The sequence below is a fragment of the Geodermatophilus sp. SYSU D00079 genome (assembly GCF_054050635.1).
The window spans coordinates 19,051-34,581 of record NZ_JBJGZS010000001.1; the positions used below are offsets into that span (position 1 = coordinate 19,051).

Consider the following 15,531-nt stretch of genomic DNA (forward strand, 5'->3'; position numbering starts at 1 on the left):
AAATCCCCGGCCGGTTCGCCTCAAGTCCCAGGCGCCCCACGCCGAAAGACCACCTGCACGGCCCGCAGCACGGATGCAGCGGGATGAACACCAGGACCCCGTCCAAGGAGGAACACCATGGGTCTCAGCGTCAACAACAACATCGCGGCGATGAACTCGTACCGCAACCTGTCGATCACCGACGGGCAGATGAGCAAGTCGCTGGAGAAGCTCTCCTCCGGCTTCCGCATCAACCGCGCGGCGGACGACGCTGCGGGTCTGGCCATCTCCGAGGGCCTGCGCTCGCAGATCGGTGGCCTCAAGGTCGCCGTCCGCAACACCCAGGACGGCGTCTCGGTCGTGCAGACCGCTGAAGGTGCGCTCACCGAGACGCACAAGATCCTGCAGCGCATGCGCGACCTGACCGTCCAGGCCAGCAACGGCGGCGGGCTCAACGACGACGCCAAGAACAACATCCAGTCCGAGATCACCCAGCTCAAGAACGAGCTGACCCGCATCCAGGACACGACCACCTTCAACGGCACCAAGCTGCTCGACGGCAACTACGACGGCAAGTTCCAGGTGGGTGCCAACGTCGGCGAGTCCATCAACGTCAAGGTCGGCACCGCCATGGGCGCCGCCGGCCTCGGCGTGGACGGCGTGGACATCACCACGGACAGCCAGGGCATCACGGCCGCGGCGACCGCCGCGGGCGTGGCGACGGCCGCTGTCGTCACCGTCGCGAGCGGCACCGCGGACCTCACCAAGGCCGAGGAGTTCAGCAAGCTCAACGGCACGCTGTCGATGAACGGCAAGACCCTCGACCTGTCCTCGGTCTCCTACGAGGCCACCGCCGGGTCCGCCGCTCGCGAGACGGCCCTGAAGGACGCCGTGACCAACGTCTTCGGCACCGACGTCGTCGCCAGCTTCACCGGCGGTGCGGTCTCCTTCACCGCGACCACCGCCACCACCGCCGACGACGTCGCGAAGTACGACCTGAAGTTCACCCAGTCCTCGGGTGCCAGCGAGGGCCTGAAGCAGATCGACGCCGCCATCAAGACGGTGTCGAACACGCGAGCCGATCTGGGTGCCATCCAGAACCGGTTCGAGCACACCATCAACAACCTCAACGTGGCGGTCGAGAACCTGACCGCCTCGGAGAGCCGGATCCGCGACACGGACATGGCCCAGGAGATGACCAACTTCACCCGGACCCAGATCCTGACCCAGGCCGGCACCGCCATGCTGGCCCAGGCCAACCAGGTCCCCCAGGGTGTCCTGAGCCTGCTCCGCTGATCCACCCGCAGTACCTGAGCACCACCAGGTGAAGGGGGGAGGCCTCCGGGCCTCCCCCCTTCCCGCTCGATCACCCCCTCGACCACAGGAGGCCCCGGTATGGCAGGCATGAGCACGAGCGTCGGCCTGATCTCGGGCATGGACACCGCATCCCTCATCAGCCAGCTGATGCAGGTCGAGGCGAACCCGCAGACCCTCCTGAAGAACAAGCTCGTCGCCACCAACAGCGACGGCAACGGCTACCGCGCGGTCAACCTCCGGTTCGACTCGCTGCGCAGCGCTGCCGCCGCACTCGCCACCGACTCGGCCTGGACGGCCAACAAGGCGACCAGCTCCAACACCTCCGTCACGGCGTCGGCCGGCTCGAGCGCGCTCGCCGGCGCCCTGACCTTCACCGTCGAGCAGCTGGCCACCACCCACGCGATGCGCAGCGACACCGTGTTCGCCGCACCGGCCGGGAAGACCGCCGCCGCCGACACCGAGTTCACCGCCACCTCGATCGGCGTCAAGGTCGGTGCCACCACCACGACGGTCGACCTCGACACCGACAAGAACGGGACGGCGACCCTCACCGAGGCGGCCGCCGCGATCAACGCGAAGAAGGACCTCGGGCTCACCGCGACCGTCGTCCAGGTCGGCGAGGGCAAGTACCGGATGCAGCTGACCACCGCGACCGCCGGCACCCCCGGCGTGTTCGAGGTCGTCAGCGGCCCCGCGTTCGTCGAACTCACCAAGGGCACCGACGCGAAGCTGAAGATCGGCTCCGGCACCGGCGCCTACGAGGTCACCTCCACCAGCAACACCTTCACCGGCCTGCTGCCCGACACCACGATCACGGTGTCGAAGGCCGGGGAGACCTCGACGGTGTCGGTGGCGCGCGACACCGACTCGACCGCCGCCAAGGTGCAGGCGCTGGTGGATGCCGCCAACAACGCGCTGCAGGTGGTCAGCGACTACACCTCGAAGGACAGCGCCACCGCGACGCTGCAGGGCGACCGGACCCTGCGCGACCTCGCCGGCAGTGTCCTCGACATCGTCTCCTCCGGCATCGGTGGCAAGTCCGCCGCCACCTACGGCATCCAGCTCACCAAGGACGGCAGCCGGTTGACGTTCGACAAGGCCGCCTTCTCCACCGCGCTCGCCGCGGACCCCGCCGCCACGCGCACGTTCTTCAGCGCGACCACCGGCGCGGGCGCCACCGCCCGGCCGGTGGGGCTGTCCGCGCAGCTCGAGGCGCTGGGCAAGTCGGCGTCGGACACCACGACCGGATCGCTGACCGTGCTGGCCAAGGGCAGCGAGAGCGTCGCCAAGGACCTCCAGGAGCGCATCGCCGACTGGGACGTCCGCCTCGCCCTGCGCAAGGAGACGCTGACCCGGCAGTTCACGGCGATGGAGACCGCCCTCGGCACGCTGCAGAACCAGTCGTCCTGGCTGGCCGGGCAGATCAGCAGCCTGCCGTCCTGGTCCTGAGCCACCCGCTCCCGACGTCCCCCACCGACGCCGCTCCCCCGACGTTGACCCTGGAGATCCGTACCCCATGAGCACCGCATCCCTCCGCGCCCGGTACATGGGTGACACGGTCACCACCGCGTCCCCGCAGCGACTGCTGGTGATGCTGTACGACCGGCTCGCCCTCGACCTCGAGCGCGCCCAGGCCGCCCTGACCAGCGGCACGCGCGAGCAGGCGAGCGAGCAGCTGCAGCACGCGCAGGAGATCGTGATCGAGCTGCGCAGCAGCCTGCAGGTCGACGCCTGGGAGGGCGGGCCCCGCCTCGCCGCGCTCTACACCTGGCTGATCGGCGAGCTCGTGCAGGCCAACGTCAAGGCCGACCGCAACCGCGTGGCCTCGTGCCTGCAGGTCGTCGAGCCGCTGCGCGACGCGTGGCGGCAGGCCGCCGCCTCGCTCGCCGCCGCGTCGGCATGACCGCCGACCGCCCCTCCCCCGGGCGGGCCGAGGAGCCCACCGCGGAGTGGGCGACCGTCCTCGACGACCTGGAGGGCGAGGTCCTCGCCGCCGCGGCGAGCATGGACGCCGAGCGCACCGAGGAGATCGAGGCCTGGGGACGACGCGCCCAGGACTGGGTGCCACCCACCGGCCTCGGCCCCGTCCCGCCGGACCTGCGGGAGCGCGCCGCCCGCCTGCTGCAGCACCAGCTCGAGGTCGCCGAGGCACTGGTCGAGGCGATCATCCAGTCCCGCCGGCAGCGCGACGTCGCCGCCCGCATGACCTACGCCCCCACCCGGCCGGTGGCCTCCTACATCGACCGGGCCCTGTAACTCCTGCACTCCCCCGCCCCCCGCGGCCCACCGGTTCCCGGTGCCGCGGGGGGCTCTGTCGTTTCCTGGGCCCGGTCACTCCCAGCAGTCACATCCGCCCCGTTCACACCATCTGCCAACTCGGGCCACTCCCGTGGGCGACATCTGGTCATGTCTGGGGCTCGGGATGCCGATGGAACAGGAGCACGGACAGCACAGCCCCTCGCCACGGATCGGCGGACCCCTCACTCGCTCGCGAGTGTCTCCCGCGTACCCGGAGGTCGATCGTGTCCTGCCCTGCCCACGTGGCGAGTGCCCGGTGATCGGCGACGTCACCATGACGACGCTGCACGCGGCCCTGAGCGGGCTGGCGCAGCGGCAGCGCGTCACCTCCGACAACATCGCCAACATCAACACGCCCGGCTTCCTCGCCGGCCGGGTCGACTTCGAGTCCACCCTGCGCAGCCAGCTGCGCAGCGGTCAGACGCCGACGGTCGGCGGCAGCACCGTCGCGCGCTCCCTGGAGCCGACCAACACCAACGGCAACAACGTCAACCTCGACAGCGAGACGGTGATCGCCACGGAGACCGGTCTGCGCTACCAGCTGGCCCTCAACGCGCTGGACGGCAAGTACAACAGCCTGCGCACCGCCCTGCGGACGGCGTGACGCGATGTTCGACGCACTGAACGTCGCCGGCTCCGGACTCCTCGCCCACCGCAAGTGGCTGGACGCCGTCTCCGACAACATCTCCAACATCAACACGGTGAGCGGCACCGGCGAGGACGCGTTCCAGGAGCGCTTCATCGTCGCCCAGGCCGTGGACTACGGCTCCGGGGAGGGCGGCGTCCGCGTGGCCCGCGCCGAGTTCGGCGACGCCGAGGGCCGGCTGGTCCACCAGCCCGACCACCCGCTGGCCGATGCCGACGGCTACGTGAAGTACCCCGACATCGACCTCGGGGAGCAGATGACCCAGATGATCATGGCCCAGCGCGGTTACCAGGCCAACCTCGCGATCGTCGAGCGCGCCACGAACGCCTACCAGGCCGCCCTCCAGCTCGGGAAGAACTGATGACCGCACCCATCGCGGGCATCTCGCTGCCCACCGTCGGCGTCCCGTCGATCGGCGCGCTCGGCGACGTCGACGCCGCCGCCGGGGCGGCCACCGGGACCCAGTCCGCCACGGGAGCCGGCTTCGCCGGCGTCCTGGCCACCGCACTGGACCAGCTGCAGGCGACCCAGTCGGTGTCCAGCGAGCTGGCCACCCAGGCCGTCACCGGCGACCTGAAGGACGTGCACGACTACATGATCGCGGCCGCCGAGGCGAAGGTCGCCACCGAGATGGTCGTGACCATCAAGAACAAGGCCGTTGAGGCCTTCACCGAGATCATGAGGATGCCGGTCTGATGCCTGCTGCCCTCGCCGGTCCGCTGGAGCGGATCCGCTCCACGCTGGCCACGATCAGCCTGGGCCAGAAGGTCGTCATCGGCCTCCTGGTCGCCGGTCTGCTCCTGGGCGGTTTCTTCTTCGTCCGGTGGACGACCGCACCGACGATGGCGCCGCTGTTCTCCAACCTCGCCTCGACCGACGCCTCGGCGATCGTCGACGAGCTCAACGCCTCCGGCGTCGCCTACGAGCTCGCCGACGGCGGCGGCACGATCATGGTGGCCAACGACGCCGTGTACGACCTGCGGCTGTCGATGAGCGGCAAGGGCCTGCCCGCCGGCTCCGACACCGGGTACGCGCTGCTCGACGAGCAGGGCATCACCACCAGCGAGTTCCAGCAGCAGGTGTCCTACCAGCGCGCCCTCGAGGGCGAGCTGGCCAAGACCCTCGAGGCGCTGGAGGGCGTGCGCTCCGCGGTGGTGCACGTGGCCCTGCCCGAGGACGAGGTCTTCGTCTCCGACGAGAAGGAGCCCACCGCCTCGGTGCTGCTGGACCTGGCGCCGGGCACGACGCTGTCCGGTGGGCAGGTCCAGGCGGTGACCAACCTGGTCTCCTCGAGCATCGAGGGCATGGATCCCGACCAGGTCACCGTCGCCGACTCCACCGGTCAGGTGCTCTCGGCGCCGGGCCAGGGCGTCACCGCGGCCGCCGGCGACGCCCGCTCGCAGCTGGAGCAGGAGTACGAGGACCGGCTGGCCGCCAACGCGCAGGTCATCCTCGACCGGGTGCTCGGCCCGGGCAACGCGCAGGTGTCGGTCCGCGCCGACCTCGACCTCAACCAGCGCGACACCACCTCGAAGACCTACACCTACGAGGAGGGGACCCCGCCGGTCTCGGAGAGCACCAGCACCGAGGAGTACACCGGCACCGGCGCCACCGTCGGCGGCGTGCTCGGCCCGGAGAACACCGCGGACGCCGGCGGGGACGGGGAGTCGACGTACAACAAGGAGTCGACGACCTCCAACAACGCCGTCGGTGAGACCGTCGAGACCGTCCAGGGCGCGCCGGGTGCCATCAACCGGCTGACCGTCTCCGTCGTCATGGACCAGGCGGTCGCGGGCAACCTCAACCAGAACCAGGTCGAGGACCTCATCGGCAACGCCGTCGGCCTGGACGCCGCCCGCGGCGACGACATCACCGTGGCCTCGATGGCCTTCGACACGACCGCCGCCGACCAGGCCGCCGCCGAGCTGGAGGCCGCGCAGGAGGCGGAGCAGCAGGCGCAGCTCTGGTCGATGATCAAGACCGGCGGCATCGCGCTGGGCATCGCGCTGCTGGTGCTCGTCGTCTGGCTGCGGTCTCGCCGCAACCGGGAGGACGACGAGGACTACGAGGAGCTGGGGCTGCCCGACGACGTGCTCGCCGAGCTCGACCGGATCCGCATCGAGAGCACCCGCGAGGTCCCGGTCGACACCGCGGCCGCGGAACTGGAGGCCGCCGAGCGGCAGCGGGTGCGGGGCGAGATCTCCACCATGGTCAGTGAGAAGCCGGACGAGGTCGCGGCCATGCTGCGCGGCTGGCTCAGCGAGAGCGGGAGCGGGAAGCGGTCATGACCCTCGCCAGCGTGGAGCAGATGGTCGGGATGGCCCCGGCCGCGCAGACCTCCGTCCTCCCGGCCGTGCGCCAGCCCGTCGAGATGCCGGGCATCCGCAAGGCCGCGGTGTTCATCGCGCAGCTGAGCAAGGAGGAGGCCGGCGCGCTGCTGTCCAAGATGCGCCCGCGGGAGGTCGAGCAGATCACCCGCGAGCTCATGAAGCTCGGCACGGTGGAGCCCGACGACGTCGACGGCGTCCTCGACGAGTTCCACCACCTCATGACCGCCCAGCGCTTCGTCGGGCGGGGCGGCCTGGACTTCGCCCGCGAGATCCTGGCCGCCGGCCTGGGCGAGGACAAGGCCGAGGGCATCCTGTCCCGGCTCAACGTCGTCTACTCCGAGGTGCCGTTCTCCTCGCTTCGCAACGCCGACGTCCGCCAGCTGGTGACCTTCCTCAAGGACGAGCACCCGCAGACGATCGCGCTGGTCCTGGCCCACCTGACCGCGGCGCAGTCGGCCGAGGTGCTCTCCGGGTTCGCCCCCGAGCAGCAGGCCGCGGTCGCGCACCGCATCGCGACGATGGACCGCACCTCCCCCGAGATGGTCCGCCTGGTCGAGGAGGAGCTCGGCCGCCGCATGGGGTCGCTGCTCGCGCACCAGGACATGAGCACCGTCGGTGGCGTCGAGACCCTCGTGGAGATCATCAACCGCTCGCCGCGGCCGACCGAGCGGTCGATCCTCGAGTGGCTCGACGCCACCGACCCGGAGCTGGCCGACCAGGTCCGGTCGCAGATGTTCGTCTTCGAGGACATCGTCTCCATCGACGACCGCTCCCTGCAGCTGGTGCTGCGCGAGGTGGAGGCCAACGACCTCGCCACCGCGCTCAAGGGCGTCCGCCCCGACGTCCGGGACAAGGTGGTGCGCAACCTCTCCGAGCGCGCCGCGGAGAACCTCGCCGAGGAGATCGAGCTGCTCGGCCCGGTCCGGACCCGGACCGTCGAGGAGTCCCAGGCCAAGGTCGTGGGTGTCATCCGCACCCTCGAGGAGCAGGGTGTCCTGACGATCTCGCGCGGTGGCGACGATGAGTTCGTCGCGTGAACAAGGACCCCGTCCTCCCCACCCCTCGCACGCTCGGGGCGGGCCCCTGGACGGGGCCGTCGGAGCCATGGGCGTGAGCGCCGGCGAGCGAGGAGCGGACCGCAGCGCGGAGGCGCGCCATGGCATCGCCTGAGAACGCGCCGCGGGAGACGGCGCTGCTGCGGGGGGCCCCGGCCGCCGCGGCGGCGCCCTACCGCAGCACCGTCCCGCCGCAGCGCGAGACGCCGCCCGCGGTCGAGCGGCGGACGACGATCCGCCGGGCCGCCGACATGCCGGCGCCGACCAACCGGCCCTCCTTCCGGCTGGGCGACGTCTACGCCGAGGAGCTGGCGCGGCTGCGCGCGCACGCGCACCGCGAGGGCTACGCCGCCGGCCACGCCGAGGGGGTCCAGGCCGCCGGTGCGGTCGTGGCCGAGGCCGAGCGGGCCGCGGAGGCCCGCCTGGCCGAGGTGCAGGCGCGGTGGGAGCGGCGGATGGTGTCGGCCACGGCGGCCCTCGGCGCGGCGGTGACGCAGCTGGAGGAGGCCGCCGTCCCGGTGGCCGACGACGTCCGCGACTCGGTCATCTCGATCGTGCTGACCCTGGTCGAGGACCTGCTCTGCCGGGAGCTGGCCATCGCCGACTCCCCCGCCCTCGACGCGGTCCGGCGGGCGCTGACCCTCTGCCCCGCCGACGCGCCCACCGTCGTCCGGCTGCACCCCGACGACCTCGCCGAGCTGCCCGTGGAGGCGCTCGCGGAGCTGCCCGCCACCGTGCGGGTCGTCGGCGACCTGTCGGTGGAGCGGGCCGGTGCGGTCGCGGAGACCGGGCCCTCCCGCGTCGACGCCCAGCTGGGCACGGCGCTGGAGCGGGTGCGGGCGGTGCTCGCCCCGTGAGCGGTGTCGGGCTGCTCGACCGCGCCCGGGCCGCCGCCCGGCCGCAGGTCACCGGCCAGGTCGTGGGGGCGATGGGCCTCACCCTCTCCGTCGAGGGCATCGTCGCCTCGGTCGGTGACCTCGTGGAGGTCAACCCGGGCCCGCGCGGGCTGCTCGGCGAGGTCGTCGCGGTGACCCGCGACCGGCTCACCTGCATGCCCCTCGGCGAGCTCTCCGGCGTGCACTCCGGCGCCCCCGTGCGCGCCACCGGCATGCCCCTGCAGGTGCCGGTCGGAGAGGCGCTGCTCGGCCGGGTCCTCGACGGGCTGGGCCGGCCGGTGGACGGCGGCCCGCCGCTGGACGCCGGTCTCGAGTTCGTCGACCTGGCCAGCGAGACCCCGCACCCGCTGGCCCGCAGCCGCGTGCAGGAGCCGCTGACCTTCGGCGTCCGCGCCCTGGACACCCTGGTCCCGTGCGGCAAGGGCCAGCGGCTGGGCATCTTCGCCGGGTCCGGCGTCGGGAAGTCCACGCTGCTGGCGCAGATCACCCGCGGCACCGACGCCGACGTCCGGGTCATCGGGCTGATCGGCGAGCGTGGTCGCGAGGTCAAGGAGTTCCTCGAGGAGAACCTCGGCCCCGAGGGCATGGCGCGCACGGTCGTCGTCGTCGCCACCTCCGACGAGCCGCCGCTGGTGCGGCTCAAGGCGGCGTTCGTGGCCACCCGGATCGCGGAGGGCTTCCGCGACCAGGGCCGCGACGTGCTGCTGCTCATGGACTCGATCACGCGGACGGCGATGGCCCAGCGCGAGGTCGGGCTCTCCGCGGGCGAGCCGCCGGCCACCCGCGGCTACCCGCCGAGCGTCTTCGCGATGATGCCCAGGCTGCTGGAGAAGGCCGGCACCGCCGCCACGGGCTCGATCACGGGCCTGTACACGGTGCTCGTCGACGGCGACGACCACAACGAGCCGATCGCCGACACCGCCCGCTCCATCCTCGACGGCCACATCGTGCTGACCCGCAAGCTCGCCACCGCGGGGCACTTCCCGGCCATCGACGTCCTCGAGTCGATCTCCCGCGTGGCCGGGGCGGTGGTCCCGCCGGCGCAGATGACCGACGCCCGCGAGGTGCGCCGGCTCATGGGCGCGCTGCGCGACGTCAAGGAGCTCATCGAGATCGGCGCCTACCAGGCCGGCAGCGACCCGCTGGTCGACCGTGCGCGGCAGCTGGCGCCGGCGATCGAGTCGTTCCTGCAGCAGCCCACCGGTGAGCTGACGCCGGCCCCGGAGTCGTGGGCGTGGCTGAACCGGATCGTGAGGTCGGCGTGACGACCTCCGCCCCGCCCCTGTGAAGCGGCGCGCGTTCCGCCTGCAGCCGGTGCTGGAGGTCCGCCGCGTCGAGGAGCGCGCGGCCGCGCTGGCCGCCGCCGACGCGGCCCGCGCGGCCGCGGACGCCGACCGCCGGGCCAGCGAGGCGGAGGACGCCCTGGCCACCGCGCTGCCGACCGGCGCCGTCAGCTCCGGTGCCTTCCGCGCGGCGATGGTGCTCGCCCGCGTCGCCGCCGAGGACGCCGCAGCCGCCCGGGCGCTGGCCACCGCGTCGGCCGAGCAGGCCGAACTGGTGCGCACGGCCTGGACGGCGGCCGCGCAGCGGACCAAGGGACTGGAGCGGTTGCGGGAACGTCACCTCCAGACGGTCCGACTGGCCGACCAGGCTGCCGAGGAGAGGACCGTGGACGACCTCGTGACCGGCCGATCCGGCCGCCGCGCCCCCTCCGGGGAGGTGCCGTGGACGGACTGATGGCCGTGCAGAGCCGGATCAACGAGATCCAGACCCGCTTCGCCGTCCCCGTGCAGCGGTCGTCCGGCAGCGCCTGGGCCTCTGCCGCCGCGGCCGCCGGGCTCACCGGCACCGGGTCGGCGACCGCGGCATCCGCCGGCCGGGCCGGCACCGCCTCCGAGCAGGCGGTCGTCACCGAGGCGCAGAAGTACCTCGGCGTCCCCTACCTCTGGGGCGGCACCGACCCGTCGAAGGGCCTGGACTGCTCCGGCTTCACCCAGCTCGTCTTCGGCAACCTGGGCATCGACCTGCCCCGCACCTCCTCGCAGCAGGCCACCTCCGGCACCGCCGTGGCCTCGCTGGCCGACGCCCGCCCCGGCGACCTGGTGTTCTTCGACCACAGCTCCGGGCGGCCCGGCATCGACCACGTCGGCGTCTACATCGGCGACGGCAAGATGATCGCCGCCCCGCAGGCGGGCGAGACGGTCAAGGTGCAGTCGGTGGGCAACCCCACCGTCATCCGCCGGGTGCTGCCCGAGCAGCCCGCGGCGACGGTGTCGGCGTCCTCCGGCGCGGGCCTGTCCGGCGTCCCGTACGCCGATCTGTTCACCCGCGCGGGCAACCGGCACGGCGTGGACCCCGCACTGCTCGCGGCGGTCGCGTCGACCGAGTCCGGCTTCGACGCCTCGGCGGTCTCCCCGGCCGGCGCCCAGGGGCTCATGCAGTTCATGCCGGCCACCGCCGCCGGGCTCGGGGTCGACGCCCTCGACCCGGCATCCGCCGTCGACGGCGCCGCCCGCTACCTGCGCCAGCTGACCGACCGGTTCGGCTCCACCGAGCTGGGCCTGGCCGCCTACAACGCCGGGCCGGGGACGGTGAGCCGCTCGGGCGGCATCCCGCCCTACCCCGAGACGCAGAACTACGTCCGGTCCGTGATGAGCAGGGCGGAGACCTACCGATGAGTGCCCCCGTGATGCCGGCCGCGCCCGCGGCCGCGCCCGCCACCGGCGGCGCCGCCCCGGCCGATCCCGCCTCCGGCCAGCAGTTCGCCGCCGCCCTGGACGACGCCGTCGCCGGCCGCGGTGGTCAGGACGACGGACCCGCCGGCGAGACGACCCCGGACGACGAGCCCGCGACGCCGACGTCCACCGAGGCCCTCCCGGCCGAGGGGACGGTGACGGTGACCGGGATGCCCCCCGCGCTCTGGCTGCTGCTGCACGGGAGTGCCACCCCGACCGCCCCGACGGAGGCGCTCCCCGTCGGGGGCGTCGCCGCCGGGGCCCAGGCCGTCGCCGCTCCCGGCCTCTCCGTGGCCGGTGCCCCGGTCGGTACGCCCGTCCCGGGCGCCACCGCCGCCCTCGTCCCCGGTGCCGAGACCCCGGTCGTCCCCGCCGCGATCCCGGCCGGTGTCCCGGCCGTCGCGTCCGACGGCACCCCGACCGGCGCGCCGGTCGCGGTCCCGTCGACCGTCCCCGTGTCGGGAGCCGCGCCTGTGGCGCAGCCGTCCGCCACCCCGGCCGACGGCTCCGGCCCGCTCGCCGGGCTCACCGTCGTCGCGGCGACCGCAGCCGTCCCCGCGACCACCGCTGGGACCCAGGATCCGCCCCCGGCACCCGCCGCCGTCGGCTCGCCCGTCCCGACGGCCGCCGTCGAGACCGCGACCGGGACCCCGTCGGGGGGCACCGACACGGGCACCGGTCCGCAGCAGGACTCCCCCGCCCCGGCCGCACCCGCCCCGGCCGGGCCGGCCGTCGCGGCGTCGGCACCGACGGCGGTCCCGACCGTGGTCGCTGCACCGTCCGGCACCCCGGCCGACGCGGCACCCGCCCCACCCGTGGGCACCCAGGTGGCCTCGCACGTCGCCGTCCTCCGGACCGCGCCCGACGGCGTGCACACGATGACCGTCGTCCTGACGCCGGAGACGCTCGGCCAGGTCGAGGTGCAGGTGACCCTCCAGCAGGGGTCGGTCGACCTGACCCTGCGCGGGGCCACCGAGGCCGGGCGCGCCGCCCTGCTGGCGGCGCTGCCGGACCTGCGCCAGGACCTCCAGAACGCCGGCCTCAACTGCACGAACGCCTCGGTCGACCGCGATGCCGGCAGTGCCTGGACCACCGCCCACCAGCACGCCGGCAGCCAGGACCGCGGCGACGGGCGGCCCCGACCGTGGCTGCGGGCCGACGAGCCCGCCGAGGTCCGGCCGGCCCCCACCGCCCCCACCTCCACGTCCACCGGCGTGGACGTCCGCGTCTGAGAACGGAGCCGACGATGACGACCCCCGTGTCCGGGGTGGCGACCACCTCGCAGCCCACGACCCAGGTCAACCGCAACGACCAGATGGGGAAGGACACCTTCCTCAAGCTGCTGGTGGCCCAGATGCGCTACCAGGACCCGTCCAAGCCGGTCGACAGCAGCCAGATGATGTCCCAGACGGCCGTCTTCAGCCAGGTCGAGAAGCTGGAGGAGCTGACCAAGCAGAACGCGTCGATGCTCGCGCTCCAGCGGTCCAGCAGCGCCGGTGCCCTGGTCGGCCGCACCGTCACCTACACCGACTCGACCGGGGTCAGCACGACGGGGGTCGTGACCTCCGTCCGGCTCGGCTCCGGCAGCACCGACGCCGTCGCCATGATCGGCTCCACCCCCGTCGAGATGGGCCGCATCACCGAGATCGCCCAGACCGCCACCCCGGCGGCCAAGCCGGCCGAGACCCCCGCCACCCCTGCCACCTCTGCCTGACCTCCGTCCGATCCCGCAGGACCGACGCCCACCCCTGAGGAGCTCCCCGTGCTTCGTTCCATGTTCTCGGCCATCTCGGGCCTGAAGGCCCACCAGACCAAGATGGACGTCACCGGCAACAACATCGCCAACGTCAACACCGTCGGCTACAAGAGCCAGACGACGGTCTTCGAGGCCGCCCTGTCGCAGATGCTGCGGGCCGGAGGGGCGCCGACCGACAACGGTGGCGGGAGCAACCCGGCGCAGGTCGGGCTCGGCGTCAAGGTCGCCGGCATCACCACGAACTGGGCGCAGGGCGCCACGCAGACGACGGGCCGGGCGACCGACTTCATGATCGAGGGCGACGGCTTCTTCGTCGTCCAGCAGGGCAACCAGCAGCTGTACACCCGCTCGGGGTCCTTCGGCTTCGACGCGGCGGGCAACATGCTCACCGACAGCGGCGCGATCCTCCAGGGCTGGATGGCCGACCCCGTCACCGGCGTGGTCGACGCGAACGGTCCCATCGGGGGCCTGTCGATCCCGTTCGGCCAGGGCACCGCACCCCGGGGCACCGGCACAGGCGCCGTCGCGGGCAACCTCTCCGCGGCCGCCGAGACCGGCAAGAAGATCGAGACGTCCATCACCATGTACGACAAGCTGGGGGTGGAGGTCCCCGTCACGTACGTCTTCGAGAAGACCGCGTCGGGATGGACGGTCAACGCCACCCGCCCGGGGACGGGGACGCCGGTGCCGCCGGCCACCACCGCCCCCCCGGTCAACCTGACGGCGACTCCGGTGGCCCTCACCTTCGACGCCACCGGGAACCTGACCGCTCCCACGACACTGACCCTCACCAACGCGGCCGACTGGGCAGGCCCGGTCACCGTCGACATCACGGGTCTGACCCAGTACGGCAGCCCGACCACAGCCACCGCGACGGAGCAGGACGGTTACAGCGCCGGCGTCCTGGAGTCGTTCAGCCTGGGCAACGACGGCACGATCACCGGGGTCTTCTCCAACGACCAGACGAAGGTCCTCGGCAAGCTGGCCCTGGCCACGTTCCCCAACCCCGGGGGGCTGGAGAAGGCCGGCAGCAGCACCTACCGGCCCGCCACGAACTCCGGGCTCGCGCTGATCGGCGAGGCCGGCACCGGCGGGCGCGGCGCCCTCAACGCCGGTGCGCTGGAGATGTCCAACGTCGACCTGGCCGAGGAGTTCACCGGCCTGATCGTCGCCCAGCGCGGCTTCCAGGCCAACAGCCGCGTCATCACCAGCTCCGACGAGCTGCTGCAGGACCTGGTCAACCTGAAGCGATAGCACCCGCCCGCGTCGACGGCCCGGTTCCCTCTCCGGAGGGGCCGGGCCGTCGTGCGTTCCCGGACGGCGTCCGCGCAGGTCACCCCACGGGGTGAGGCCACCCGTTCGGCTCAAGGCACGCCTCCGCGAGACCGATGTACCACCACAGACCGGTACCGCTGCGGCGGCACCCCCCAGCCCCTCCGATCGACCAAGAGGTCCCCCGTGATCCGTGTGACGCGCCTGAACGGAGAGCGGTTCGCGCTCAACCCCGACCTCGTCGAACGGGTCGAGGGCCACCCCGACACCGTCGTCTTCCTGGTCGACGGCACGAAGTACGTCGTGACGGAGAGCGTCGATGACGTCCTCGACGAGATCCGTGAGTACCGCGCGAGCATCCTCGCCACCGCCTACGAGATGGACCGCGGCACCTACCGCTCCGGGTCCCGCCCGGCTGCGGACGACGCGAGCGCCTCCGTCGTCCCCTTCCCGGCCCGCGAGGAGCGCTGACCCGTGGATCCCGCCACCCTGATCGGGTTCGCCATCTCGCTCATCGCCCTGGTCGTCTTCATGATCCTGGAGGGCGCCGACCCGACGTCCCTGATCTTCCTGCCGGCGATCGTCCTGGTCGTCATCGCGACCTTCGGTGCGGCGGCGGCCAGCCAGACGATGGACGACCTGAAGAAGGTCGGCAACTGGTTCAAGATGGCCGTGCTCCCGGCGAAGGTGCCGCCGCCGACCGAGCAGATCCAGACGCTGGTCAGCCTCGCCGAGAAGGCCCGCAAGGAGGGCCTCCTGGCCCTGGAGGCGCAGGTGAAGCAGATCGAGGACCCGTTCCTCCGGCGCGGCCTGCAGATGGGCATCGACGGCACCGACCCGGAGGAGCTGCGCACCGTCCTCGAGTCCGAGATCGCGGCCAAGAAGGCCGAGGACAAGGTCGCCGCCAAGTTCATGAACGCCATGGGCGGCTACGCGCCGACCATCGGCATCCTGGGCTGCATCGTCGGCCTGATGAACGTCATGGGCAACCTCAACGACCCGGAGTCGCTGGGCCCGATGGTCTCCGCGGCCTTCATCGCCACGTTGTGGGGCGTCATGGCGGCCAACTTCTGGTTCCTGCCGATGGGCGCCAAGATCCTCCGGGTCAGCGAACTGCAGGCCGCCCAGATGGAACTGCTCGTCGAGGGGATCACCGAGATCCAGGCGGGCACCAGCCCGCGGGCCGTCCGGCTCAAGCTGACCTCGCTCGTGCCGCCGGGCTCGCTGGCCAAGGAAGCGGCCTGACC

The 15,531-nt window shown here is 72.7% G+C and carries 18 protein-coding genes; all 18 read left to right on the forward strand.

Annotated features, from left to right (window positions below; all coding sequences use genetic code 11):
* Nucleotides 1-117: 117 nt before the first annotated feature.
* Nucleotides 118-1,275, forward strand: coding sequence for a flagellin N-terminal helical domain-containing protein (locus ACI79E_RS00105; protein WP_456930506.1), 1,158 nt, complete (start codon nucleotides 118-120; stop codon nucleotides 1,273-1,275).
* Between the two features lie 108 nt (nucleotides 1,276-1,383).
* Complete coding sequence (fliD, locus tag ACI79E_RS00110; protein WP_456930507.1) at nucleotides 1,384-2,745, forward strand: flagellar filament capping protein FliD; 1,362 nt, start codon at nucleotides 1,384-1,386, stop codon at nucleotides 2,743-2,745.
* Nucleotides 2,746-2,812: 67 nt separating this feature from the next.
* The gene (gene fliS, locus ACI79E_RS00115; protein WP_456930508.1) at nucleotides 2,813-3,199 is read left to right on the forward strand and encodes a flagellar export chaperone FliS; all 387 of its coding nucleotides are present in this window, start codon (nucleotides 2,813-2,815) and stop codon (nucleotides 3,197-3,199) included.
* Nucleotides 3,196-3,552: a hypothetical protein gene (locus ACI79E_RS00120; protein ID WP_456930509.1), complete on the forward strand. Its 357-nt coding sequence runs from the start codon at nucleotides 3,196-3,198 to the stop codon at nucleotides 3,550-3,552. Before fliS ends, ACI79E_RS00120 begins: the two co-directional genes overlap by 4 nt.
* Before the next feature lie 298 nt (nucleotides 3,553-3,850).
* Nucleotides 3,851-4,198: a flagellar basal body rod protein FlgB gene (gene flgB, locus ACI79E_RS00125; protein WP_456930510.1), complete on the forward strand. Its 348-nt coding sequence runs from the start codon at nucleotides 3,851-3,853 to the stop codon at nucleotides 4,196-4,198.
* Between the two features lie 4 nt (nucleotides 4,199-4,202).
* On the forward strand, nucleotides 4,203-4,601 hold the full coding sequence (gene flgC / locus ACI79E_RS00130; RefSeq protein WP_456930511.1) for a flagellar basal body rod protein FlgC: 399 nt from the start codon (nucleotides 4,203-4,205) through the stop codon (nucleotides 4,599-4,601).
* Nucleotides 4,601-4,936 carry a flagellar hook-basal body complex protein FliE gene (gene fliE, locus ACI79E_RS00135; RefSeq protein WP_456930512.1) on the forward strand — a complete coding sequence of 112 codons (336 nt, stop codon included), beginning with the start codon at nucleotides 4,601-4,603 and terminating at the stop codon, nucleotides 4,934-4,936. The genes flgC and fliE overlap by 1 nt, the downstream gene beginning before the upstream one ends.
* Nucleotides 4,936-6,528, forward strand: a complete 1,593-nt coding sequence (fliF, locus tag ACI79E_RS00140) for a flagellar basal-body MS-ring/collar protein FliF (RefSeq protein ID WP_456930513.1) — start codon at nucleotides 4,936-4,938, stop codon at nucleotides 6,526-6,528. Before fliE ends, fliF begins: the two co-directional genes overlap by 1 nt.
* Nucleotides 6,525-7,607 carry a flagellar motor switch protein FliG gene (gene fliG, locus ACI79E_RS00145; protein WP_456930514.1) on the forward strand — a complete coding sequence of 361 codons (1,083 nt, stop codon included), beginning with the start codon at nucleotides 6,525-6,527 and terminating at the stop codon, nucleotides 7,605-7,607. The genes fliF and fliG overlap by 4 nt, the downstream gene beginning before the upstream one ends.
* Nucleotides 7,608-7,726: 119 nt before the next feature.
* Complete coding sequence (locus ACI79E_RS00150) at nucleotides 7,727-8,482, forward strand: FliH/SctL family protein (RefSeq protein WP_456930515.1); 756 nt, start codon at nucleotides 7,727-7,729, stop codon at nucleotides 8,480-8,482.
* Complete coding sequence (locus ACI79E_RS00155; RefSeq protein ID WP_456930516.1) at nucleotides 8,479-9,786, forward strand: FliI/YscN family ATPase; 1,308 nt, start codon at nucleotides 8,479-8,481, stop codon at nucleotides 9,784-9,786. Before ACI79E_RS00150 ends, ACI79E_RS00155 begins: the two co-directional genes overlap by 4 nt.
* Nucleotides 9,787-9,805: 19 nt before the next feature.
* Nucleotides 9,806-10,258, forward strand: a complete 453-nt coding sequence (locus ACI79E_RS00160) for a flagellar export protein FliJ (protein WP_456930517.1) — start codon at nucleotides 9,806-9,808, stop codon at nucleotides 10,256-10,258.
* Nucleotides 10,246-11,199, forward strand: coding sequence for an NlpC/P60 family protein (locus ACI79E_RS00165; RefSeq protein WP_456930518.1), 954 nt, complete (start codon nucleotides 10,246-10,248; stop codon nucleotides 11,197-11,199). The genes ACI79E_RS00160 and ACI79E_RS00165 overlap by 13 nt, the downstream gene beginning before the upstream one ends.
* Complete coding sequence (locus ACI79E_RS00170) at nucleotides 11,196-12,488, forward strand: flagellar hook-length control protein FliK (RefSeq protein WP_456930519.1); 1,293 nt, start codon at nucleotides 11,196-11,198, stop codon at nucleotides 12,486-12,488. The genes ACI79E_RS00165 and ACI79E_RS00170 overlap by 4 nt, the downstream gene beginning before the upstream one ends.
* A gap of 14 nt (nucleotides 12,489-12,502) precedes the next feature.
* Nucleotides 12,503-12,970 (forward strand): flagellar hook assembly protein FlgD, encoded by a 468-nt coding sequence (locus ACI79E_RS00175; RefSeq protein WP_456930520.1) that lies wholly within the window; start codon nucleotides 12,503-12,505, stop codon nucleotides 12,968-12,970.
* Nucleotides 12,971-13,018: 48 nt separating this feature from the next.
* Nucleotides 13,019-14,266: a flagellar hook protein FlgE gene (locus ACI79E_RS00180; protein WP_456930521.1), complete on the forward strand. Its 1,248-nt coding sequence runs from the start codon at nucleotides 13,019-13,021 to the stop codon at nucleotides 14,264-14,266.
* Between the two features lie 213 nt (nucleotides 14,267-14,479).
* Nucleotides 14,480-14,755, forward strand: a complete 276-nt coding sequence (locus ACI79E_RS00185; protein ID WP_456930522.1) for a flagellar FlbD family protein — start codon at nucleotides 14,480-14,482, stop codon at nucleotides 14,753-14,755.
* A gap of 3 nt (nucleotides 14,756-14,758) precedes the next feature.
* Nucleotides 14,759-15,529, forward strand: coding sequence for a motility protein A (locus tag ACI79E_RS00190; RefSeq protein WP_456930523.1), 771 nt, complete (start codon nucleotides 14,759-14,761; stop codon nucleotides 15,527-15,529).
* Nucleotides 15,530-15,531 lie beyond the last annotated feature (2 nt).